Source organism: Bradyrhizobium sp. CCBAU 11361 (assembly GCF_028128935.1).
Classification (GTDB): domain Bacteria; phylum Pseudomonadota; class Alphaproteobacteria; order Rhizobiales; family Xanthobacteraceae; genus Bradyrhizobium; species Bradyrhizobium niftali.
On record NZ_LBJZ01000167.1, the window covers coordinates 20,698 to 41,665 of the forward strand.

General features: G+C 64.9%; 20 protein-coding genes. 10 read left to right on the forward strand and 10 right to left on the reverse strand.

Annotated elements, in window-relative coordinates:
* The first annotated feature begins 89 nt into the window (after positions 1–89).
* Both XI08_RS17075 and XI08_RS17080 read left to right on the forward strand, forming a co-directional pair.
* On the forward strand, positions 90–905 hold the full coding sequence (locus tag XI08_RS17075) for an enoyl-CoA hydratase (protein ID WP_271575281.1): 816 nt from the start codon (positions 90–92) through the stop codon (positions 903–905).
* 105 nt (positions 906–1,010) lie between these two features.
* Positions 1,011–1,295 carry a hypothetical protein gene (locus XI08_RS17080; protein ID WP_271575282.1) on the forward strand — a complete coding sequence of 95 codons (285 nt, stop codon included), beginning with the start codon at positions 1,011–1,013 and terminating at the stop codon, positions 1,293–1,295.
* Positions 1,296–1,337: 42 nt separating this feature from the next.
* Here the strand turns inward: XI08_RS17080 and XI08_RS17085 are convergent, their stop codons facing one another.
* The 3 genes from XI08_RS17085 to XI08_RS17095 all read right to left on the reverse strand — a co-directional run bounded on the left by XI08_RS17085 (position 1,338) and on the right by XI08_RS17095 (position 4,937).
* Positions 1,338–2,417: an isocitrate/isopropylmalate dehydrogenase family protein gene (locus XI08_RS17085; protein ID WP_271575283.1), complete on the reverse strand. Its 1,080-nt coding sequence runs from the start codon at positions 2,415–2,417 to the stop codon at positions 1,338–1,340.
* 107 nt (positions 2,418–2,524) lie between these two features.
* A complete protein-coding gene (locus XI08_RS17090; protein WP_027546549.1) occupies positions 2,525–3,592 on the reverse strand; it encodes an alcohol dehydrogenase in 1,068 nt (355 codons plus the stop codon).
* 148 nt (positions 3,593–3,740) lie between these two features.
* The gene (locus XI08_RS17095) at positions 3,741–4,937 is read right to left on the reverse strand and encodes a CaiB/BaiF CoA transferase family protein (protein ID WP_271575284.1); all 1,197 of its coding nucleotides are present in this window, start codon (positions 4,935–4,937) and stop codon (positions 3,741–3,743) included.
* Positions 4,938–5,132: 195 nt separating this feature from the next.
* Here XI08_RS17095 and glgA point away from each other — a divergent pair, with 195 nt between their 5' ends.
* Complete coding sequence (gene glgA, locus XI08_RS17100) at positions 5,133–6,548, forward strand: glycogen synthase GlgA (RefSeq protein WP_049823687.1); 1,416 nt, start codon at positions 5,133–5,135, stop codon at positions 6,546–6,548.
* Positions 6,549–6,752: 204 nt separating this feature from the next.
* Here glgA and XI08_RS17105 read toward each other — a convergent pair whose 3' ends face one another.
* Together XI08_RS17105 and XI08_RS17110 are read right to left on the reverse strand one after the other, a co-directional pair.
* Positions 6,753–7,697: an oxygenase MpaB family protein gene (locus XI08_RS17105; RefSeq protein WP_271575285.1), complete on the reverse strand. Its 945-nt coding sequence runs from the start codon at positions 7,695–7,697 to the stop codon at positions 6,753–6,755.
* A 92-nt stretch (positions 7,698–7,789) separates the two neighbouring features.
* Positions 7,790–8,938 (reverse strand): patatin-like phospholipase family protein, encoded by a 1,149-nt coding sequence (locus tag XI08_RS17110; RefSeq protein WP_271575286.1) that lies wholly within the window; start codon positions 8,936–8,938, stop codon positions 7,790–7,792.
* A 198-nt stretch (positions 8,939–9,136) separates the two neighbouring features.
* On the opposite strand from XI08_RS17110, the gene XI08_RS17115 reads away from it, so the two are divergent.
* The gene (locus tag XI08_RS17115) at positions 9,137–10,024 is read left to right on the forward strand and encodes a LysR family transcriptional regulator (protein ID WP_271575287.1); all 888 of its coding nucleotides are present in this window, start codon (positions 9,137–9,139) and stop codon (positions 10,022–10,024) included.
* Between the two features lie 22 nt (positions 10,025–10,046).
* Positions 10,047–10,772 (forward strand): CPBP family intramembrane glutamic endopeptidase, encoded by a 726-nt coding sequence (locus tag XI08_RS17120; protein WP_271575288.1) that lies wholly within the window; start codon positions 10,047–10,049, stop codon positions 10,770–10,772.
* 25 nt (positions 10,773–10,797) lie between these two features.
* On the opposite strand, the gene XI08_RS17125 is transcribed toward XI08_RS17120, so the two are convergent.
* Positions 10,798–11,547, reverse strand: a complete 750-nt coding sequence (locus XI08_RS17125) for a peroxiredoxin-like family protein (protein WP_271575289.1) — start codon at positions 11,545–11,547, stop codon at positions 10,798–10,800.
* 259 nt (positions 11,548–11,806) lie between these two features.
* Here XI08_RS17125 and XI08_RS17130 point away from each other — a divergent pair, with 259 nt between their 5' ends.
* From XI08_RS17130 to XI08_RS46340, 5 genes are all read left to right on the forward strand, one after another.
* The gene (locus XI08_RS17130; RefSeq protein ID WP_027546555.1) at positions 11,807–12,289 is read left to right on the forward strand and encodes a cupin domain-containing protein; all 483 of its coding nucleotides are present in this window, start codon (positions 11,807–11,809) and stop codon (positions 12,287–12,289) included.
* A gap of 114 nt (positions 12,290–12,403) precedes the next feature.
* Positions 12,404–13,606, forward strand: coding sequence for an MFS transporter (locus tag XI08_RS17135; protein ID WP_271575290.1), 1,203 nt, complete (start codon positions 12,404–12,406; stop codon positions 13,604–13,606).
* A 337-nt stretch (positions 13,607–13,943) separates the two neighbouring features.
* Positions 13,944–15,194 (forward strand): glycosyltransferase, encoded by a 1,251-nt coding sequence (locus XI08_RS17140; RefSeq protein ID WP_271575291.1) that lies wholly within the window; start codon positions 13,944–13,946, stop codon positions 15,192–15,194.
* 12 nt (positions 15,195–15,206) lie between these two features.
* Entirely contained in the window at positions 15,207–16,253 is a 1,047-nt protein-coding gene (locus tag XI08_RS17145; RefSeq protein WP_271575292.1) for an HlyD family secretion protein, read from the forward strand.
* Positions 16,254–16,288: 35 nt separating this feature from the next.
* Positions 16,289–16,549 (forward strand): hypothetical protein, encoded by a 261-nt coding sequence (locus XI08_RS46340; RefSeq protein WP_442869834.1) that lies wholly within the window; start codon positions 16,289–16,291, stop codon positions 16,547–16,549.
* A 41-nt stretch (positions 16,550–16,590) separates the two neighbouring features.
* Here XI08_RS46340 and ccoS read toward each other — a convergent pair whose 3' ends face one another.
* From ccoS to ccoG, 4 genes are read right to left on the reverse strand one after another with little or no spacing between them, the layout of a single operon-like run.
* The gene (ccoS, locus tag XI08_RS17150) at positions 16,591–16,752 is read right to left on the reverse strand and encodes a cbb3-type cytochrome oxidase assembly protein CcoS (protein WP_271575293.1); all 162 of its coding nucleotides are present in this window, start codon (positions 16,750–16,752) and stop codon (positions 16,591–16,593) included.
* Positions 16,752–18,941, reverse strand: coding sequence for a cation-translocating P-type ATPase (locus XI08_RS17155; RefSeq protein WP_271575294.1), 2,190 nt, complete (start codon positions 18,939–18,941; stop codon positions 16,752–16,754). Before XI08_RS17155 ends, ccoS begins: the two co-directional genes overlap by 1 nt.
* 11 nt (positions 18,942–18,952) lie before the next feature.
* Positions 18,953–19,438: a FixH family protein gene (locus XI08_RS17160; protein ID WP_271575295.1), complete on the reverse strand. Its 486-nt coding sequence runs from the start codon at positions 19,436–19,438 to the stop codon at positions 18,953–18,955.
* A 15-nt stretch (positions 19,439–19,453) separates the two neighbouring features.
* Complete coding sequence (ccoG, locus tag XI08_RS17165) at positions 19,454–20,920, reverse strand: cytochrome c oxidase accessory protein CcoG (protein ID WP_271575296.1); 1,467 nt, start codon at positions 20,918–20,920, stop codon at positions 19,454–19,456.
* Between the last annotated feature and the right edge of the window lie 48 nt (positions 20,921–20,968).

Sequence of the window (20,968 nt, forward strand, 5' to 3'; positions counted from 1 at the left end):
GCGGATGCGGAGCCCCTCGCCTCGCCGCGGTTGACCCGGACCTCGGCCCGGCAGCACATTGCGCCTCGCAAATGACAAGCGAGCGCGCGATGCCCGACATTTCCGATGAAACTCCTTTCGCCGACGGCAAGATCCTCAAGCACGCCGCTGACGGCGTCGGCGTGATCACCTTCAACAATCCCGACAAGCGCAATGCGATGTCGCTGGAGATGTGGGAGGGATTTGGCGAGGCACTGACGAGCCTGCGCGACGACGACGCGGTGCGCGTCGTGATCCTGCGCGGCGCCGGCGGCAAGGCGTTTGTATCCGGCGCCGACATCAGCCAGTTCGAGAAGACGCGCCACAACGCGGCGGCGTCCGAGGAATATGCCAAGCGCAGCGCCGCCCAGCGCGCGCTGCTCGCCGACTATCCCAAGCCGACGATCGCCTGCATCCAGGGCTTCTGTCTCGGCGGCGGCATGCAGGTGGCGATGCTCGCCGACATCCGCATCGCCGCGCATGACAGCCAGTTCGGCATTCCCGCAGCAAGGCTCGGCATCGCCTATGGCTACGACGGATTGCGGCAGCTGGTGTCGCTGGTCGGCCCGTCCTGGGCGCGGCTGCTGATGTACACGGGCATGCGCATCGATTCCGCGGAAGCGCTGCGCATTGGCCTCGTCGAACGCGTGATCCCGGATGATCAACTCTGGGGCGAGACCATGGCGATCGCCAAGACGATCTCGCAGAACGCCCCGCTCGCGATCAAGGCCGCCAAGATCACCATCGCGCAGGTTCTGAAGGACGAAAGCGGACGCGACATGGACGCGATCAAGGCGATCGGCCATGCCTGCATGGACTCTGCGGATTTTCGCGAGGGCCGGCAGGCCTTCATGGAGAAGCGCAAGCCGCAGTTTTCGGGGCGGTGAATCTGAACCGGCATTCAGGAAGATTAAATTCCTCTGTCTCCTGCACCGCGATAGCAACCAACTGATCCGTCGCAAGTTCTTCCGCCACCAACGAGGGAGATTGCGATGAAACTCAAGTTTGCTGTTTTTGGTCTGGCTGCCCTGGGCAGCGCCGCGCTCGCGTCAGGGCCAGCGCTCGCGGCGATGCCGAACGGCATTCCGCAGGCCGATCGCATCGCAAGCGGTCCGGCCGCTGACGTCGATCAGGTGCGCATGGTCTGTAATCAGTGGGGCCGCTGCTGGTGGCGTCCGAACTATTATGGCGCCTACGGCTATTATGGTGGCCCGCGCCGGTACTATGGCGGCCCGCGCCCATGGGGCTGGGGTCATCGCCACTGGCACCGCTGGTGAACGACGAAGGGGCCGCGAGGCCCCTTTTCTTTTGGCATCTGACTACAGCGCCCCCAGCACCGCTTTCGTGATGTCGGCCGTGCCGTTGCTGCCGCCGAACTCCATCGGCTTGATGCCGCCGGCATAGACCTGGTCCACCGCGCGTTCGATCGTCTCGCCGGCTTCTGCCGCGCTCTCGACGCCGTGCTTGTCGGCGAGCCAGTCCAGCATCATCGCGGCCGACAGGATCATGCCGGTCGGATTGGCCTTGCCCTGTCCCATGATGTCGGGCGCGGTGCCGTGGCAGGGCTGGAACACGGCGTATTTGTCGCCGATGTCGGCCGACGGCGCCATGCCGAGGCCGCCGATCAGGCTCGCGGTAATGTCGGAGACGATGTCGCCGAACATGTTCTCCATCACCATCACGTCGAAATCCCAGGGCCGCTTCACCAGCATCGCCGAGCAGGCATCGACATAGAGCCGGTCGGTCTTCACCTCCGGATGCTTCTTCTCGATCTCATCGAAGATGCCGCGGAAGAAAGCAAAGGCCTTGAACACGTTCGCCTTGTCGACGCAGGTGAGCATTCCCGGCTTGCCGCGCGCCTTGCGGCGTTCGGCGAGGCGAAACGAGAACTCGAACAGGCGCTCGGAGGTCCGGCGCGTGATCACCATGGTCTCGCGCGCGTCCTCATGGGTGACGATGCCCTTGCCCATCGAGGCGAACAGGCCCTCGGTGGATTCGCGGATCACGACGAGATCGATGCCGCGCGTGTCGGCGCCGACGATCGGGCTCGGCACGCCCGGAATGAGCCGCGCCGGCCGCACGCCGGCATAGAGATCGAAGATGAAGCGCAGTTCGATCTGCGGCGCGATCTCGGTGTTATCAGGATAGCGCACCGACGGCAGGCCGCAGGCCCCGAGCAGGATCGCATCCGCCTCCTCGCACAGCTTGATCGTGCTCTCGGGCATCGACTTGCCGGTGGCGAGATAATTGTTGGCACCGGCCGGCGCCTCGGTGAAGCGGAAGCGCAAATCCGATTTCTGTTCGATCTTGCGCAGCACTTCGATCGCCGGCGCCATGACTTCAGGGCCGATGCCGTCACCGGCGAGCACGGCAATGTGGAAGGCGTTGTTTGCGGACATGGGGGGTTCCTAAGGGATGAGTCATTCCGGGGCGGTCCGAAAGGACCGAACCCGGAAGTTCGAGATTCCGGGTTCGCCCTTCGGGCGCCCCGGAATGACGGAAGTCACTACGGCGTCAGCACGGTGCGCCCGACCACCGCGCCCTGCTGCAACTGCACCAGCGCGTCGTTGGCCTTGGCGAGCGGCTGACGCGTCACCGGGATCGGCGGCACGTTCTTCGTCCGCACGAGGTCGAGCAATTCCTGCGTCTCGCGCAAATTGCCGACATAGCTGCCCTGGATCGTCACCGCCTTGATCGGAATCAGCGGCAGCGCCCAGGTCGCGCCGCCGCCGAACAGGCCGACGATGACGAGCTTGCCGCCCTTGGTCAGGCAGTCGAAGCCGAGCTGCGTCGTCGCGGCATTGCCGACGAGGTCGATCACGGCGCGGATCGGTCCGCCCGCCTTCTTCGCTAGTTGCTCCAGCGCATCCGGCGCCTTGGGATCGACGGTTGCAAGCGCGCCGGCCTTTTCCGCGGCCTCGCGCTTCCTGGCGTCGATGTCGACCATGATCGCGCCCTTGCCGCCCATCGCCTTGAGCAGCGACAGCGCCATCAGGCCGAGGCCGCCGGCGCCGAACATCACGATCGGTGCATCGAAGTGCTGCTCGACCTTCTTCAGCGCGCTGTAGGTGGTGACGCCCGAGCAGGCATAGGGCGCGGCCGACGCGGGATCGAGGCCTTTGAGATTGAGAAGGTAGCGCGGATGCGGCACCAGCATGTGGTCGGAATAGCCACCGTCGCAATAGACGCCGAGCGAACGCGGCGTCAGGCACATGTTCTCGTCGCCGCCAAGGCAGGTCGCGCACTTGCCGCAGCCGATCCAGGGATAGACCAGGCCGACATCGCCGAGCTTGAGGTCGCCCTGATCGGTCGGCTTCACGTCAGGACCGAAAGCCAGGATTTCACCGACCGTCTCGTGGCCCATGGTCAGCGGCAGATTGATGCCGCGGTCCTTCAGCGACAGCGGCTTGCGGCCATGGCCGAGATCGTAACCGCCTTCCCAGATGTGCAGGTCGCTGTGGCAGACGCCGGCGGCCTTCACCTTGATCAGCACCTGCGTGCCCTGCGGCTGCGGCGTGGCCTCGTCGAACTCCTGCAACGGCGCCTTGAAATCGGCGACCTTGAAACTCTTCATCGGCGTCCTCCCGCATGCTTCTTGTTGTCGCGCCACCATGCCATGGCCGGCGAGGCGAGACAAACGCGCACCTGTCTAGTTTACGCCGGCCGATGGTGGCAAGCCGGCCGCGCGCAAGGCCGCATTGCTCGCCGCACCGAGCCCTGCGTCACCCTTGCACGGACGTTTTGCCTGACGGAATTGACGCATCATCGGCGAGGCCAATCTCCTCGCGCAGCGCATCCGTGTGCTCGCCGAGCGCGGCCATCGTCTTGGCCGGCGTCGTGTCGGCACCCGACATCCGGAACGGCAGGTTGAGAACCTGGAACGAACCGCCCTCATCTTCCACCGACGAGAGCGCCTGCCGATGCGCGAGCTGCGGATCGGCCAGCGCCTCTGACACGGTGCGATAGGCCGAGGCCGGCACGCCGGCCTCACCAAGCGCGACGAGGCATGCCTCCGTCGAGAGCTGGCGCGACCAGGCCTCGACGCCGTCCATCATGTCGGCCCAGTTCTCGCGGCGCGCGGCGTAGGTGGCGAAGCGCGGATCGGGGATCCAGTCGGGGCGGCCGATCACGCCCATCAAACCCTGAAACGTCTTTTCGCTCGCAACCGTGATCATGACATAGCCATTGGCCGTCTCGGTCGGCCCGAACATCGGGCGCGGCGGCGGCTTCACCGCGAATTGCGAGCTCTGCAACTCGATCACCGTCAGCGTCAGCATCGACTCCAGCATGGAGACGTCGATGTGCTGGCCGAGGCCGGTCACCGTGCGCTGATACAGGGCGGAAACTATCGCGCCAAAACCGTAGGTGCCGGTGACGACGTCGGCGTGGTAGATGCCGCAATAATCAGGACGGTTGCGGCCGGGCTGGTAGGCGAGATGGGCCATGTCGTAGCCGGAGGCCGCGTGGATCACCGGCGCATAGGCCGGCAGCTCGGCCGAGGGGCCGGTCTGGCCGTAGCCGGAGATCGAGCAGTAGATCAGCTTCGGATTGACCGGGCGTATTCTGTCGTAGTCGAGCCGCAGCCGGTGCATCACGCCGGGCCGGAAGTTCTCGACCAGAATGTCGGCGGTCGCGGCCAGCCGGCGGACCGCCTCCCTCCCGTCCTCGGACTTGAGGTCGAGCACGACGCTCTTCTTGCCGACATTGAGCTGGCCGAACACGGTGCTGCACCCCTTGCGCAGCGGCGGCCGGGTCCGCATCGTCTCGCCGCCGTCGGTCTCGATCTTAATGACCTCGGCGCCCATGTCGGCGAGCATCCGCGTGCAGTGGGGACCGGCGATGGTGGTCGAAAAATCCAGCACCCTGAGGCCGGCGAAGGCCTTTGTCGTCGCCCCCTCATGCTTATCTGCTAGCTGCATGCGTGCTGCGTCTCCTCGGCGTATCCTGGGAACAATCAATGTTCTCTGTTGTTGTGCGCTCGACCGTAGAGGGCGGCGGCTGAGTAGGAAAGGGTTTACCGAACGGAGGCGCTCCGCAGGCGTGCTTGGGAATTCCGGGGCAATTGGACCCGTTCTTGCATAGCAACAAACTGGATCGGCAAGGGGCAACTGTTCTTGAGGGTCTTGTTCGTCACGACAGAGATGGACGACTTCGTCCGCGTCGGCGGACTTGGAGCCGTTTCCGCTGCCCTGCCCAGAGCCCTTCGCCGCTTTGCCGATATCCGGATCATGTTGCCCGGCTATCGCGACATCATCGAGCAACTCACGCATATCCAGATCGTTGGCCGCTGCCCCTCGTTTGCGGATATGCCGGCCTGCTCGCTCGGCCGGGCCGCGACCAAGGACGGCCTGCCGGTCTATGTGCTGTTGTGCTCGCAACTGTACGACCGGCCCGGCAATCCCTATGGCGACGAGTCCGGGCGCGACTGGCCGGACAACGACATCCGCTTCGCGCGCTTTGCCTCGGCAGCCGCTGAGCTGGCCATGGGCAAGCTGGACAAGAATTGGGCAGCAGACCTGATCCATGCCAACGACTGGCAAGCCTCGCTCGTGCCGGCCTATCTCGCCTGGCGCGGCGCCAAGCTGCCGTCGATCCTGACCATTCACAACCTCGCCTATCAGGGGCTCTTCCCGAAGGACTCGCTGCGGCGGATCGGCGCACCGGAAAGCGCCTTCCACATCGACGGCCTCGAATTCTACGACCAGGTCTCGTTCCTCAAGGCCGGGCTGGTCTACGCCTCGCATCTCACCACCGTCAGCGGCACCTATGCGCGCGAGATCACCACGACCGAGTTCGGCTGTGGCCTTGAGGGTCTGCTCCGCCTGCGCTCGGACGCCGCCGAGCTGACCGGCATCCTCAACGGCATCGACGAGAGCTGGGACCCGCGCTCCTGCGCGCAGCTCGCCCAGCAATTCGGCGCCGGAGACTGGGTCGGCAAGAAGGCCAATGCCGACTACGTGCGCAAGCAGTTCGGGCTTGCGGTGTCGCGCGGCCCGATGTTCGGCATCGTCGCGCGCCTCGTGCACCAGAAGGGTATCGACCTCGTGTTGTCCGCGGCCGATGAGATCATCGATGCCGGCGGGCAGATCGTGGTCACCGGCTCCGGCGAGCCGGCGCTCGAGCAGGCGCTGATCGACGCGCATCGCCGCCGCCCCGACGCCATCGGCGTTGCAATCGGCTTCAACGACGCCCAGGCGCGGCGCATCTTCGCCGGCAGCGACTTCACCCTGATGCCATCGCGCTTCGAGCCGTGCGGCCTCAGCCAGATGTACGCGCAGCGCTTCGGCTCGCTGCCGATCGGACACCAGACCGGCGGCCTGGCCGAGACCATCACCGACGGCGAGACCGGCTTTTTGTTCTCAAGACCCTCGCACGAATCCTTCCTCGGCGGCGTCCGCCGGGCCTTCGAGGCCTTCATGGCGCAGGACCAGCTCGACACCATGCGCCGCAGCGCCATGGGACGGTCGTTCTCCTGGAGCATCTCCGCCGGCAGCTACAGCGCATTGTACCGGAAGCTGGCGGCGGTGTAGGGCGCGACAGCGCTTCCACATACTCCGTCATTGCGAGCGCAGCGAAGCAATCCAGAATCTTTCCGCGGAGACAGTCTGGATGGCTTCGCTGCGCTCGCAATGACGATGCGGGGAGAGCGCGCGCCTCACTCTTCTCTCGGGCCCCGGCTCTGCGCTGCAAGGCTCATGCGTTGCAGCGTGTCCGGGACACGCCGGGAGCGCTACTTAGCGGCGCACGTCCATCTGCGGCCGTCCGATCCAGGCGCGGTTGAGGCAGCGGGTTATCCAGTCCGGCTGCAACTCTCCTCGCAGCCGCGCCTGCGCTTCCTGGTAGGGACCGACATACCGCAGCCTGTCCGGCAATTTTGGATAGACGCGCCTGATCCATTTCATCGCATTGTCAGCAGCCCTGATATCGCGCTCGTCCAGTTCGAACCCGAAGCCTGCGCGCAACCGCTCCGGCAGCAGGCTTGCCGTGAGCGCGCGATACCATCGCGGCGGACGCAACCACGGACGCGCGCCGTTGAAGATTTGTGTCGCGATCTCGCGCGCGGCCGGACTGACAGTCAATGTCTCGGACTGCGCCATCGCTGCGGTGTAAGCGGCAAAGCCGGACCAGTCCGCCGGCAGGTCGTCCGCCCTCAATCCGAACAAGGAGCCGAACATCCGGCTCTCGGACCAGTAGCGCTCGCGCTCCGCCGCCGAGAGCTGCGGCAGAACGAGGTCATGCGCCATCAGCGCAGTCTCGACCAGCGTCGCATGCACCCAGCGCAACGACGGAATGTCGTTGGCGCAGTAGCGCGAGCCGGCCGCGAACGGGCCAACGGTCTCGGGCATCTCTCCGACGATCATGCTGTGGCGCCGGTGCAGCTGCCGGGACGACAGCAAGGCACGGTCGAGCGATCCGAACACCATGGCGAAGACGATGTCGAAGGTGCGATGGAAGCGGCCGATCGGATCGGCCAACGTCCGGGAGTGCTCGGCGATGGCAGCGGCGACCCAGGGATGCGCCAGTTGCAGCAGCAGCGCCCGGCCGGCGCCGAGGAAGATGACCGCCTCCCGGTCGAGTTGCCAGGTCACCGAGGACGGACCGAACACGCCAGCAACGGGTCCCGCCGCATCAGCGCGGACCTGATCGAGCGCCGCCTCCAGATCTTTCTCAACGACCAATTGCGAGCCTCGCGACGAAGATGCCGCGACAATAGCCCAGACGGCGCGCGCGTGATATCGTCACGGCCCAAAACAAACGACGGAGAAGGCCCCTACTCCGCCGCAATCGGCATCTCGTCCATATGCTCGTGCAGCACCACGCCGGCGAGCGGATCGAATTCGCCGATCCACGGCTTTCGTGCGAGCACGGACTTCGTGTGGGCGTAGCCCGCATGCCAGCGCCGCGTAATGCCTGACGGGCTGAAGTCGATGTCCTTGGTATGGGTCTCGCGGTCGAGCTGCGGCGCCAGCAGCCGCACGACGTGCATGCGGGTCGGACAACCATAGCTCATCAGCTCCCTCACCACGGGATCGCTGCGCTCGCTCTCGGGCAGACGCGCGGCGAGCTGGTTGATGACGTGGCGCAGGCGATGGGCCTGCTGCTGGCGGACGATCTGGCTCGCGATCCGACTGGAATACATCACATCCTTGTGCCGGTTCAGCACCTCCGCCATCGTGGTTGGCTCGGCGCCGACCGGATTCCACAGATGCACGGAGAAGATCAGCGAATCCCTGCGTGGATTGTCGTCGAACACCGCTTCCGTCGGCGTGTTCGAGAGGATGCCGCCGTCCCAATAGAGCTCGCCGTCGATGCGCACCGCCGGGAAGGCCGGCGGCAATGCGCCCGAGGCCATCACATGCTTCACCGTCAGTTCGCCGTCGCGGCTGTCGAAATAGCGCATTTCGCTGGTGCCGACATGGGCCGCACCGACCGTCAGGCGCGGCGCGCAGCGATTGGCGAGGTCGAAATCGACCAGCTCGCTCAGCGTCTTCTCCAGCGGCGCGGTCGAATAGAAACCGGCGTGATCGGCGCCCAGCGGATAGGAATCCCCGGCATGCGCCAGCGGGTTGGGCCGGAAGAAGCCAGGAATGCCGTGGGTCACGGTCGACCAATAGGCGAGCTTCTCGTTGAAGTCGGGAAACGCAGTGCGCCAGTTCCAGACCGGGTTCTGCTCCATCCGCTTCCAGAACTCCCTCAAGCGCGCGAGCCGGTGCTCCGGCGCGTTGCCCGCAATGAGGCTCGCATTGATGGCGCCGATCGAGGTGCCGATGATCCAGTCCGGCTCGATACCGGCCTCGTGCAGCGCCTGGTAGACGCCCGCCTGGTAGGAGCCGAGCGCGCCGCCGCCCTGAAGCACGAGGACGACCTGACCCGGCAGGTCCATGCTCTTTCGTTGCCCGTTGTCCTGCATGCCGTTCATGTCTTGCTCCTGTCGAGCCTATGGTTATCATTCGTCAGGTGTAAGGCCATTGTTACGTCCTGCCGTTCTCGGCGATTGTCGGTCGTTTTGGAAATGCCGGTTGGCTTCCGAAACCATACGCACGCGCTATCGCCGCCAGGATATCATTCCCTGTCCCGATCGGTTAGATTTCCGGCCGATCCTGCCGGGAGCCGATCCATGGAAATGCACCAGGTCCGCTATTTCCTCGCGGTGGCGCAGCTTTTGAACTTCACGCGCGCCGCCGAGGAATGCAACGTGACGCAGCCCTCGCTGACACGCGCGATCAAGCAGCTCGAGGCCGAACTCGGCGGCGACCTGTTCCGCCGCGAACGGCCGGCGGCGCAACTGACCGAGCTCGGCCAGCGCATGCATCCGCTGCTGAAGCAGTGCTATGACGCCGCCGCCGGTGCGCGCTCGCTCGCCTCCTCGTTTAGAAGTGGTGAGGTCGGCGCGCTCCGCGTTGCGCTGACGCATTCGGTCGACCTGGCGCTGCTCATCCCCCACCTCAACGAGATCAGGCGGCAGTTCAACAGGCTCGAATTCCGCTTCCTGCGCGGGACGAGCCGCGAGGTCGCAGAATTCCTGAAGAAGGGCGAGGCCGAGCTCGGCATCGCCGCCGAGATCGACGAGGCCTGGGAACGGCTCGACGTCTGGCCGCTGTTCACCGAGGCGTTCGATCTCATCGTCAGCAGGGAGCACCGGCTTGCCGAGCACGACACGATCGAGCCGGACGACCTGCGAGCGGAACAATTGCTCGGCCGCAGCTATTGCGAGCATTCCAAGCGCATCGCAGCGAGCCTGCGCGAGCACGGCATCGATGTCGATCACGGCCACGAGATTTCGAGCGAACGCGACCTGATCGAACTGGTGGAGGCCGATATCGGCATCGCCATGATGCCTCACACCTCGCCCGTGCCGGAGAGCCTGAAACGCGCCGCGGTCGCCGGCCTCGACGCCCGCCGCACCGTCAGCCTCTATGGCGTCGCCGGCCGCCAGCGCACGGCGGTAGCCAACGCCGTGATGCGCATGCTGCGCGGTGCGGACTGGCGGGAGATTACGGGGTAATATTGCGATCTGGATGCAGCCTATGCAGGCGCCAGCGGAAACGACGCCACCACCGGTCGGGCTCGTCGCGTCGACCTCGATGTTTGCAGTCTTCTCGATACTGCTGTGGCTGACAACAGAGGCCGTGATTCCCAGGCTGCGAGATGCGTTCGGCATTTCGCCGATCATTGGCTGGTACGTGAGCGGCTCGACGTTCGTACTTGTCCCCGTCCTGGTCTTTGGCTGCCTGATGGCCTGGCGAGAAATCCCAAAACGTGACCTCGGTTCCTTGAGAAGGCGCCTGAGGTTGAACGCGATGAATCGCGGCGACGTGATTTGGGCCATTGGCGGCCTCTTTGCCATTGCGACCACCACGGCCGCGATTTTGGCGCTGGCGCGCTATTTGGACCCGAGTTTTCATCCGTCACCCTGGTTCCTGCTGCAACCTCCCGGCTGGCACGCCTGGGTCTTCGCGGCATGGCTTCCATTGTTTGTCAGCAACATCTTGGGTGAGGAACTGTGTTGGCGCGGTTACCTTCTGCCTCGCCAGGAGGCAGGATTTGGCCCCATGGCATGGCTGCCAAATGGAATCTTGTGGTGCCTGTTTCACTGGAGTTTCGGCTGGCCGATCGTGGTGACGTTGCTGCCACTTACGCTGCTGTTGCCCTGGATCGTGCAGCGACGGCAAAACACGTCAGTGGGTATCGTCATTCACGGCGCGTTCAACGCGGCCGGCTTCATCGCCGTGACAAGCGGCGCCAGCTCTTAGGAGAACCCCTGCCGCGCCAACGACCTCAGCTCGCGCGGCTATGATCCAGACCGCTCGGACTCTGCTCCCTGCTCGCTTGCTCCAGCGCCGCGAGCAGATCATCGATCTCCATGCGCTTGCGGAAATCGGGATCGACGAAGCGGGCCTTGACGATGCCGTCGCGGCCGACCACGAACACCGCAGGGATCGGCAGCATCCAGCCGTCATTGCCGTGGAATTTCGCCATGTCCTGATAGGACAACAGTCTCTGGATCTCGGCGCCGAGCCAGATCGCGAGATTGAGCGACAGCGCATAGCCATTGTCGAGATCGGTCAGGATCGGAAATGGCGCACCGGAATCAGCCTTGAGCTGGCTAGTGTATTCCTGCGTCTCCGGCATGATCGCAACGATCTGCGCGCCCATCGCCTCGACGCGGTCCTGCGCCTGGACCACGGCGCGGACATTGAGCCGGCAATAGGGACACCAGTGGCCGCGGAAAAACATCACCGCGACGGGGCCTTGCGACAAAAGCGCCGGCAGCGTCACGAGACGCCCGCCCTCGTCAGGCAGCATGAATGGCGGCATCGCATCGCCCGGACGCGGCGCGTTCTCCCCGCCGCCGTTCCCGTTCAATCGCGCCACCAGGCGATCGACCGCCTCGCCATAGGCCGGAAACACCTGGCGGCTTGCGTCGGCATACGCGAGGAGCTGCTCGTTCAGCGTTCCCTCCATCTCGCGGCAGCGCTGGAAGGCAAGCTTGAGCTGCTCGGCGTCAGCTGGTGAGAGAGACGTCATCTTCCGCTCCGGCGTTCGAAGGACGAATATTAGGTTCCTGGTCCGGCCACCCGCAAGGGGCGGCCGCCGCCAATCGGGCGCCGGATCTCCCGAAAACGGAAATGCCGATGCCCAATCGGTTCGATAGCCGCCGCGCATTAACATAGCGCGGGGCTATCGCACCGAAAGCGAAAGGGCATTTCACGACGGGCTCGCTCTCGACGAAGCTCCTGCCATAGCCGGCGACCAGCGAGGTTGCGGCCAACACAGGAGATTTTCCATGTCCAAGCATCACATGTTGTCGCGCCTGGTCTGGTCGGGCGCTGTCGTTCTCGGCGCACTCACATTTGCGGCACGGCCGACCCTCGCGGGCGAATGCCCCGCCGACAAGATGAAGCCAAATGCGCATCAGATGGTCGATTACAAGCCGGTCGGCGTCACCGACGTCACGCTCGGCGCCATCGACCTCGGCAAGCAGCCGGCGCATATCGAGGGCCGCGAGCTGCGCTTCCGGAAGCTCACCATCGAACCCGGCGGCATCGTGCCCTGGCACAGCCACGACGATCGCCCTGCCCTGATCTTCGTGCAGCAGGGCGAGATCGTCGAATACGCCTCCAACTGCGTCGATCCGATCGTGCACAAGGCCGGCGACATCCGCCCCGAGGTATCAGGCACCTCGCATTGGTGGAAGAACCTCGGCAAGGAGACAGTCATTCTCTATGTCGGCGACGTCCGCAGGGATCCCAACGATCATCACATGTAACGGGCGCATGAACAGGGCCGTCGTTCCGGGGCGCGAAGCGAACCCGGAACCTCGAGATTCCGGGTCTGGTGCTTCCGCACCAGCCCGGAATGACCAGTCAGAGGGAGGCACGCCATGACCGATCTTTCCGCGTCGATCAAACCGACCGCGATGACGATGGACGCGCATTCCCCGGGCCTTGCGCTTCGTTCGCTCGTCATCGGCCTCACCGCCTTCCTGACCGTCGTCGATCTCTTCGCGACGCAGGCGATCCTGCCTTCGCTGACGCGCCATTACGGCGTCACGCCGGCGGCGATGGGCTTTGCCGTCAACGCCAGCACCTTCGGCATGGCGACGGCGAGCCTCGTCGTCGGCTTCTTCAGCCCGCGCATCAACCGGCGGACCGGCATTCTGCTCAGCCTCACGCTGCTGGCGGTCCCCACGGGCCTGCTGGCGACCGCGCCCAATCTTGCGGTCTTCACCGCCTTGCGGATCGCGCAGGGCCTGTGCATGGCATCCGCCTTCGCGCTCACCCTCGCCTATCTCGGCGAGCAATGCAGCGCGATGGACGCCGGCGGCGCGTTTGCCGCGTACATCACCGGCAATGTCGCCAGCAACCTTGTCGGCCGGCTGATCTCGGCGGCGGTCGCCGACGGCCTTGGCCTCGCCTGGAATTTCTATTTCTTCGCGACGCTCAACCTCGCCGGCGCGGCGCTGGTCTATTTCACCGTCAGACGGGCGCAGCCGATGCATGCCATGACGCCGGCGGGCCCGCCGCTGGCGGCCATGATCGCGCATTGGCGCAATCCGCGGCTGCGTGCCGCCTACGGCATCGGCTTCTGCATCCTGTTCGCCTTCATCGGCACCTTCACATTCGTCAATTTCGTGCTGGTCCGGCCGCCGCTGTCGCTTGGCATGATGGATCTGGGCCTCGTCTATTTCGTCTTCCTGCCGTCGGTCGTCACGACGTTGCTCGCCGGCAGGGTGGCATCGCGGCTCGGGACGAGGCCGACAATATGGGGCTCGCTCGCGGTCGCCGGACTAGGCCTGCCGCTGATGCTGGCACCGCATCTGGGCGAAGTGCTCATCGGCATGGTCCTGGCTGGTGTCGGCACATTCTTCGCGCAGGCGGCCGCGACCGGTTTCGTCGGGCAAGCCGCCACCGACAACCGCGGCGTCGCCAGCGGGACCTATCTTGCCTGTTACTTCTTTGGCGGGCTCGTCGGCACTGCCGTGCTCGGGCGACTGTTCGACAGTTTCGGCTGGCACGCCTGCGTCGCCGGTGTCGGCGTGGCCCTCGCGGCCGCAGCCATGCTCACATTCGCCCTCAAGCGCTAGCGCTTGACTGGGGCTTCCCGCGGCGGCTCGTCGTCGGCGATTGCGCGCCAGGCCGGCCGTCGAGATCGCCATAGTGCCGCCGCGGAGCGACCAGAGGAAGGCGACGAGCCCGGCGATGGTCTGCGATCCGAACACTGATCATAAAGATTGTCAAAATTTGCACGTCGCCCTAGCCGCTGCAACGCGATTGCAATCAGCTCCGCCATCGTCCATCCTGCGAGCAATCGCCGGTCGACTACACGGAGCCGCGCGTAACACGCCGATGAAGTGCTGAAAACTCGCTGAAGGCCGATCGGCGCGCATCTGATCCCGGGCTGCTGCCGCGGAGGTCGCCTGCATGTTCGAAACGGTGCAACTGCTGGCCGAAGCCAATTTGCTCCTGCTCGCATTCTCGGTCCTGATATTCGACATTCCGCGGTACACGTTATCGCTCGTGTCCCTCGCCCTGTTCGGGGTGATGAGACGAAAAGACGGAAGCGCCGCGAGCTACGCGTCGGTCAGCGTGATCATACCGGCCTTCAACGGTGCCGACGGACTGGACCGCTCGATCGCCTCGTTGCGCCGCCAGACCCTGCGGCCGGTCGAGATCATTGTGGTCGATGACGGCTCCACCGACGAAACACGGGTCGTCGCGGAGCGCGCGCGAGCGCGCGGCCTCGTGAATATGGTCATCTGCCATGGAACCCGTTGCGGGCGGAGTGCGGCAATCAACGCTGCGGCCCGATTTGCCGACGGCGATCTGCTTCTGACCGCGGATTCGGACACGATGTTCGAGCCCACAGCTATCGCGCGGCTCGCCGCCGTATTCAGCGATCCGCGAGTCGGCGGCGCGAGCTGCAACATTGCAATCAACAACGAGCGTGACTCGCTCTGGACCGGACTGCAGAGCGTCGAGTACCTGATGTCGATCAGTGCAGGACGATCCCTGCTCGACGTCGTCGATGCCATCGCGTGCCTCTCCGGCGCCTGTTCCATGTACCGTCGCGACGTATTCGTGCGGCAGGGCGGCCTGGACGTGGGTCCAGGGGAAGACCTCGAGTACAGCCTGCGGCTGCGTCGCCTCGGCTACCTCATCCGTTTTGTACCAGACGCCTGGGCGGAAACAGCGGGCCCGACGAGCGCGATAGGCCTCTTGCGTCAGCGCGCGCGATGGGACCGCGACGCCTTGCGGATACGCTTTATGACGTACGGCGAACTAAGCTTGTTCCATCGCCACGAGCGTCTGCCGGATACGCTGCAGAGACTGGACTTCATCATCTTTGACCTCGTTCCAACGCTCGCGCTCCCATTCTATCTCGCCTACATCTTGTTGTCGTTCGGTCCGAATGCCGCTTTATTCCTGTCCGCGATCTATTTCCTGCTGCTTTGGATTTCGGTCTTCAACATGTCGCTTGCATTCGTGCTATTCAATCGATCTGTCGGCCTGTTCGGGTTGGGGGCGACGTTGATCTTTCCCTTCTACCAGGGCGTCTATCTGAAATGCGCCCGCTTCGTTTCCTATTCGTCGGAAATCATCTTCGCCGCGTCGCGGCACGATGACTTCGTACCTCCGCGCGTCCGCCGCGCGATTTTCGGGGACCGAATTTGAGGAGGCGGCGCGATGAATGTCACTCTCAACCGCCTTGACCCAAATGTTCCTGATCCCGTCGAAAGCCGCCGGCGCGCGGCCGGTCGGCTCGTGCGCATCGCCTATGCGGCCATCGTGTTCGGCGTGCTCGGTTTCTTCGTCGTCTATTTCGGCGCGCCCTTCGTCTACCTCAACGGTCCCGGTACCGTCTCGTCCCCGCGGCATGTGGTTTCACTTCCCTATACCGTGCAGGTTAGCCGCATGAACCTGGTGCCTGGCGCCACGGTTAAGGCGGGCGAAGAGATCGGGGAAGTGCTATCACCAGAGCAGGACAGCATCGTCGCAACTTACATGCGCGCGCTCGCGGACATCTCGGGGCGGACTGCAGAACTGCGCATAAGGGCTCGGGCCGCTCGGGACTCCCTCGAAGCGGCGCGCTCATATAAGCGCGTAGCCGAGGAAGCAGCGGAACATGTCGCGACTATGTCGGCGGCCACTGTGACATTTCGCATGGAGGTCTTGCGCGAGCGTGCTGCAGCCAGCAAAGCGGTCGTGTCTCAGGAGGCAGAGGTCGCCGAGTCCGCCATTCAGCTTGCGTCCCTGGATGAATTCATCCAACAGCTTCGAGGTCGCCTCGATGAGGCAGAGAGCCATTTCGGCCGGGGACGGATATTTGCGCCGGTTGCCGGAATAATTTCGACAGGTCTCGCGCATGTCGGCCAATCGCTGGTGGCTGGTACTCCGATCGCCGAGATCCTCGATCCAACCAATATTTTTGTGGACTGGTACATTCCCAATGTGCGCCTGATCGATCCCATCATCGGGCAGGAAGTCCTCGTGCTATTCGGCAACCGGCGGATTCCAGGAAAAGTCGCCGAAATCCTGCCGGTTTCCGGCGTGTACGGCGGAAGGCAGCAGCTGTTAACGCGAGACCGTCCCGCGACGCAGATTGCGCGCATCCGCCTCGATCCCGATGCGTCACCCCCGCCGCTGAACTCTACGGTCGACATTCGCATGCACTACACAGAGCTTTCCGCCCGCATCGCCGATGCGCTTGTCCGCCTCTTGCGACTTTCCTGACGCGATGCTGCGGCTGACGCATGGAGTGCCGATCGATGCAGATTGAAGGGGATCATTCGCTGTGCCCCGCTTGCGGCTCTGCCAGGTTGGAGTTTTTTCCGGTCCTTCATCACATGATCTGCGCCTATGTCGGTCCGCAGTACGACTTCGCTTCGGGGGCCGCTGGACATAACTGCCCGAAATGCCGCCGTGACATTGTGTCGGGCGACCAAGCTTGCGAAATCGTCGGCACGAGTGCGCGCTGCATCGAATGTCAAACGGAGATGGTGGTGTCGCCACCGTCGGCTCCCGGCTGACCGCAGCCATATGCTGCATCGGAGGTCGGCGCGGCGATTTTTTAACCGCCCCTCGTGTGCGGCGGCTCGTCGTCTGCGATGGCGCGCCACGCCGCGCCGTCGAGATCGTCGTACTGGCCGCTTCTGAGCGACCAGAGGAAGGCGACGAGGCCGGCGCCTCCGAGCGCCAGCGCCAGCGGGACCAGGATGACCAGGATTTCCATCACGCGTTCTCCCGCGAGGCGCTGCGCGCGCGCAGCGAATTCAGCATGACCAGGATCGACGATCCGCTCATCGCGGCCGCGGCGATCAGCGGCGTCACGACGCCGCTGATCGCGACCGGCACCGCGAGGACGTTATAGCCGATGGCAAGCCAGAGGTTCTGCCGCATCAGATGCAGCGCCTTACGCGCGGAATCGATCGCGGCGACGACGGGCGCCAGCGGCCGGCCGAGGAAGACGAGATCGGCGGTGGCCTGGCTGAGATGCGCGGCCGAGATCGGCGACATCGAGACATGGGCCGCCGCCAGCGAGGGCGCATCGTTCATGCCGTCGCCGACCATCAGCACTCTTGCACCGCGCCGCTTCAACTCCTCGATCCGCGCGATCTTGTCGGCCGGCGTGACGCCGGCGCGCCATTCGGGAATGGAGAGCGCGTGGGCGGCGGCCTTCACCGCCGGCTCGCGGTCGCCGGAGAGGATCTCGATGCCGATGCCCCGCGCCTTCAGCGCCGCGATCACGGCTTGGGCGTCCGGACGCAGGCCCTGACGCACCGAGAGGATGAATTTTTCGGCTCCCTTGCTGAAAGCCACGACCGACGCTTCAGGATCGAGCGTGGCGCCGCCGACCAGCGCCTCGGCGCCGCAGAAGGACGGACGGCCAAGGCGGATCTCGACGCCGTCGGCGTCTGCGCGCACGCCCTGCCCGGCCTCCTCGACGGCACCGACGATCGGCGACCTGGCGCCGGCGGCCTGCGCCACCGCGGCGGCGACCGGATGATGGCTGGACAGCGCCAGCCGCCCGGCCAGTTTGAAGATGTCGGCGGGGATATCGGCCGCGTTCATCACTTCGAGATCCGGCAGCGTCAGGGTGCCGGTCTTGTCGAAGATGACGTGGTCGGCCTCCGCGAGCCGCTCGATCGCATCGCCCGAATTGAGCAGCACGCCGGACTTGAACATCGCGCCCGAGGCCACCGTCTGCACCGTCGGAATCGCAAGCCCGAGCGCGCAGGGACAGGTGATGATCAGCACGGCAACGCCGGTGACGATCGCATCATGCCAGGACGCACCCGCGATGACCCAGCCCAAAATGGTGATGAGCGCAGTCGCATGCACCACCGGCGCATAGAGCCGCGAGGCGCGGTCGGCGAGCCGCATGTAGCGCGAACGCGCCTGGAGCGCGTTGTCGAGCAGCCGCGTGATCTCGGCGAGCAGCGTTGCTTCGGAAGCCGCCGAAACGCGCACCCGCAGCGTGCCGGAGATGTTCATGGAGCCGGCATAGACCGGCGTGCCCTGCTCGGCCGTGACATAGAGCGTCTCGCCGGTGATCAGGCTCTGGTCGATCTCGGAACGCCCCTCGATCACGGTGCCGTCGACCGCACAACGCTCGCCGGGCCGCAGCAGCACGATGTCGCCAGGATTGATCACGGCGACGGGCACTTGTGAAATCTCGTCAGGCCCGACGAACTTGGCCGCCGTCTCCGCCTTCAGCGCGGCGAGATTGCCGGCGACCGCACGCGTCCGCCGCCGCATGTTCTGATCGAGGAAGCGGCCGACCAGCAGGAACGTCAGCAGCATGATCGCCGCGTCGAAATAGGCGTGCTCGGCATGGTGGATGGTTTCGACCACGGACATGCCGAGCGCGAGGATCACGCCGATCGAGATCGGCACGTCCATGTTGGTGGTCTTGGCCGACAGCGCGCGCCAGGCGGAGCGGAAGAACGGCTGGCCGGCATAGGCGGCCGCCGGCAGCGCGATCAGCGCCGACAGCCAGTGGAAGAAGTCGCGCTGCTCGGGCAGCATGTCCGAGACGTTGCCCGACCAGACCGGGATCGACAGCATCATCACGTTCATGGTGGCGAAGGCCGCAACCCCGAGGCAGCGCAGCAGGAAGCGCGATTCGGCGACCTCGGCCACTTCCGCGCTCTCGGTTTCGAACGGATAGGCCTTGTAGCCGAGCTCTTCGAGCCGATCGATGAAACGGCTCGGGTCGAGCGTGCCCGCTTTCCATTCCAGCGCGACGCGGCGGTCGGTGAGGTTCACGCGCGCCAGCGTGACGTCGGGGATGACGGACAATCCGCGCTCGATCTTGGCCATGCAGCCGGCGCAGTGAACGCCTTCGACCGCGAGGTCGATGTGCTTGATACCCTCGCCCGCGCTCCGAACGTAGTGCGAGAAATCCCGCGTGACGTGCATGACGAAGTCCTTCAGTTCAGGATCACGCGGTTGCGCGACAGGAACACGCGCGTGCCGCGCGCTTCGCCTTCGATCACGAGATCCCACTGGCCCGGTGCAACGGCAGCGGCACTGCCGCGATAGATGCCTATGCCGGCCTCGGAGAGTTCGACCGCGAGATCAGCGCGCTTGTCGGTCGGACGCTCCAGGCGCCCGCCGAATTTCAGGCCGCTCATCGGCTGGCCGCCGGCATCGCGTGCCTCGACCTGAAGCACGGCGCCACCATCGGTACTGCGCTCGATATGGGCGTTGACCTTCCATTTACGTGCGGCCTGGTCCTGCGCCGCCGAGATCTCGCGATCATAGGTGAGACCCGCGGCATAGGGGCTGTCGACATCGGTGCCTGGCAGCGTCGCGATCGCGAGCTTCATCATGGTCACGTTGACGCCGATCACGACGCCGAAGAAGGCGACCAGTATCAGGAAGACTTTTGTTCCGGTCAGCGGCTTGGAGGCCATGGCTGTCTCCCGATCCTAGGGCGCGACGAAATTGTCGGTGGCGGACGCGACCTCGCCGAGCCCGATATCGGTGACGTGGAAGTGAACCGGGATCGACTTCTCCGGATTGCTGTCCGCCGGCGCGGTGACGAGCAGGCGCAGCTCGCTGGTGGAGTCACGGGGGATCACGATCATCGGCCTATCCGGCGTCACCGCATCGATGCCGATGACGTGAACCGTCAAATTGGCCGGACCGTTCGCGTCGATCGCGATGACGCGGTCGTAGCCGCTCTTGTTGAGCAGCCGAACCGTGTAGGCGTTGCGGATCGAGCCGTCGCTGAGCTTGACCGCGACCGGATTGCGGTCATGCAGCACGTTGACGTCGAGCAGGCTGCGGGTCGCGAGCGTATAGATCATGAAGCCGCCGACGGCCGCGATGATCGCGCTGTAGACCACGGTGCGGGCCCGGATGATCCGGTAGATCGGCGCCTTGCCTTCCTGGCGGCGATGGATGTTGATGTCGTTGTCATAGCCGATCAGCCGCTTCGGCCGGCCGATCTTGGTCATCACGTTGTCGCAGGCGTCGATGCAGAGTCCGCACTGGATGCATTCCATCTGCGGTCCGTTGCGGATGTCGATGCCGGTCGGGCACACCGCGACGCACTGGTAGCAATCGACGCAATCGCCGACCTGCTCGCCGAGCGCGCGCAGCTCGGCCGCCTTCTTGACCGAGGTGCGCTTCTCGCCGCGGTCGTAGCGGTAGGTGACGTTGAGCGCCCATTCATCGGTGAGCGCGGCCTGGATCCTCGGCCACGGGCACATGTAAGTGCAGACCTGCTCGCGCATGTAGCCGGCGAGCAAATAGGTCGTCGCGGTGAGGATGCCGATCCAGATATAGGCGATCATCGGCCCCTGGAAGGTCACGAGCTCCTTCACCAGGGTCGGCGCGTCGTTGAAGTAGAGCACCCAGGCACCGCCGGTCCACCAGGCGATCAGCAGCCAGATCGAATGCTTGAGCACGATCTCGGAGATGCGCTCGAGCTTCATCGGGTCGGACGATTTGTCCTTCTTCATCCGCTCGCGCCGGTCGCCCTCGATCAGGCGTTCGACGGCATAGAACAGGTCGGTCCAGACGGTCTGCGGACAGAGATAGCCGCACCAGATCCGGCCGCCGATGGAGTTCATCAGGAACAGCGCGACCGCGGCGACGATCAACAGGCCGGTGAAGTAGTAGACCTCCTGCGGCCATAGCTCGATGAAGAAGAAATAGAAGCGGCTGTTGGGCAGGTCGATCAGCACCGCCTGGCTGGGGGCACCGAGGCCGCGATTCCAGCGCACGAAGGGCAGGAAGTAGTAAATGCCGAGGCAGAACGCCATCAGGCCCCATTTGATCTGGCGAAACGTGCCGGAGACGCTCTGGGGATAGACCTTCTTCCGGGCTGCGTAGAGGGGCCCGACGTCATCGTCCGATGTGAGGTCTTTCGGGTTCACGGTCTTGTTCATCACCTGAAACTTCTCGAGGGGGTGCGATTGAACCTAGACCCGACGTCG

Coding starts and splice junctions, on each gene's coding strand:
- XI08_RS17075 (WP_271575281.1), top strand. CDS start 90: ATGCCCGACATTTCCGATGAAACTCCTTTCGCCGACGGCAAGATCCTC.
- XI08_RS17080 (WP_271575282.1), top strand. CDS start 1,011: ATGAAACTCAAGTTTGCTGTTTTTGGTCTGGCTGCCCTGGGCAGCGCC.
- XI08_RS17085 (WP_271575283.1), bottom strand. CDS start 2,417: ATGTCCGCAAACAACGCCTTCCACATTGCCGTGCTCGCCGGTGACGGC.
- XI08_RS17090 (WP_027546549.1), bottom strand. CDS start 3,592: ATGAAGAGTTTCAAGGTCGCCGATTTCAAGGCGCCGTTGCAGGAGTTC.
- XI08_RS17095 (WP_271575284.1), bottom strand. CDS start 4,937: ATGCAGCTAGCAGATAAGCATGAGGGGGCGACGACAAAGGCCTTCGCC.
- XI08_RS17110 (WP_271575286.1), bottom strand. CDS start 8,938: ATGAACGGCATGCAGGACAACGGGCAACGAAAGAGCATGGACCTGCCG.
- XI08_RS17115 (WP_271575287.1), top strand. CDS start 9,137: ATGGAAATGCACCAGGTCCGCTATTTCCTCGCGGTGGCGCAGCTTTTG.
- XI08_RS17120 (WP_271575288.1), top strand. CDS start 10,047: ATGCAGGCGCCAGCGGAAACGACGCCACCACCGGTCGGGCTCGTCGCG.
- XI08_RS17125 (WP_271575289.1), bottom strand. CDS start 11,547: ATGACGTCTCTCTCACCAGCTGACGCCGAGCAGCTCAAGCTTGCCTTC.
- XI08_RS17130 (WP_027546555.1), top strand. CDS start 11,807: ATGTCCAAGCATCACATGTTGTCGCGCCTGGTCTGGTCGGGCGCTGTC.
- XI08_RS17135 (WP_271575290.1), top strand. CDS start 12,404: ATGACCGATCTTTCCGCGTCGATCAAACCGACCGCGATGACGATGGAC.
- XI08_RS17140 (WP_271575291.1), top strand. CDS start 13,944: ATGTTCGAAACGGTGCAACTGCTGGCCGAAGCCAATTTGCTCCTGCTC.
- XI08_RS17145 (WP_271575292.1), top strand. CDS start 15,207: ATGAATGTCACTCTCAACCGCCTTGACCCAAATGTTCCTGATCCCGTC.
- XI08_RS46340 (WP_442869834.1), top strand. CDS start 16,289: ATGCAGATTGAAGGGGATCATTCGCTGTGCCCCGCTTGCGGCTCTGCC.
- ccoS (WP_271575293.1), bottom strand. CDS start 16,752: ATGGAAATCCTGGTCATCCTGGTCCCGCTGGCGCTGGCGCTCGGAGGC.
- XI08_RS17155 (WP_271575294.1), bottom strand. CDS start 18,941: ATGCACGTCACGCGGGATTTCTCGCACTACGTTCGGAGCGCGGGCGAG.
- XI08_RS17160 (WP_271575295.1), bottom strand. CDS start 19,438: ATGGCCTCCAAGCCGCTGACCGGAACAAAAGTCTTCCTGATACTGGTC.
- ccoG (WP_271575296.1), bottom strand. CDS start 20,920: ATGAACAAGACCGTGAACCCGAAAGACCTCACATCGGACGATGACGTC.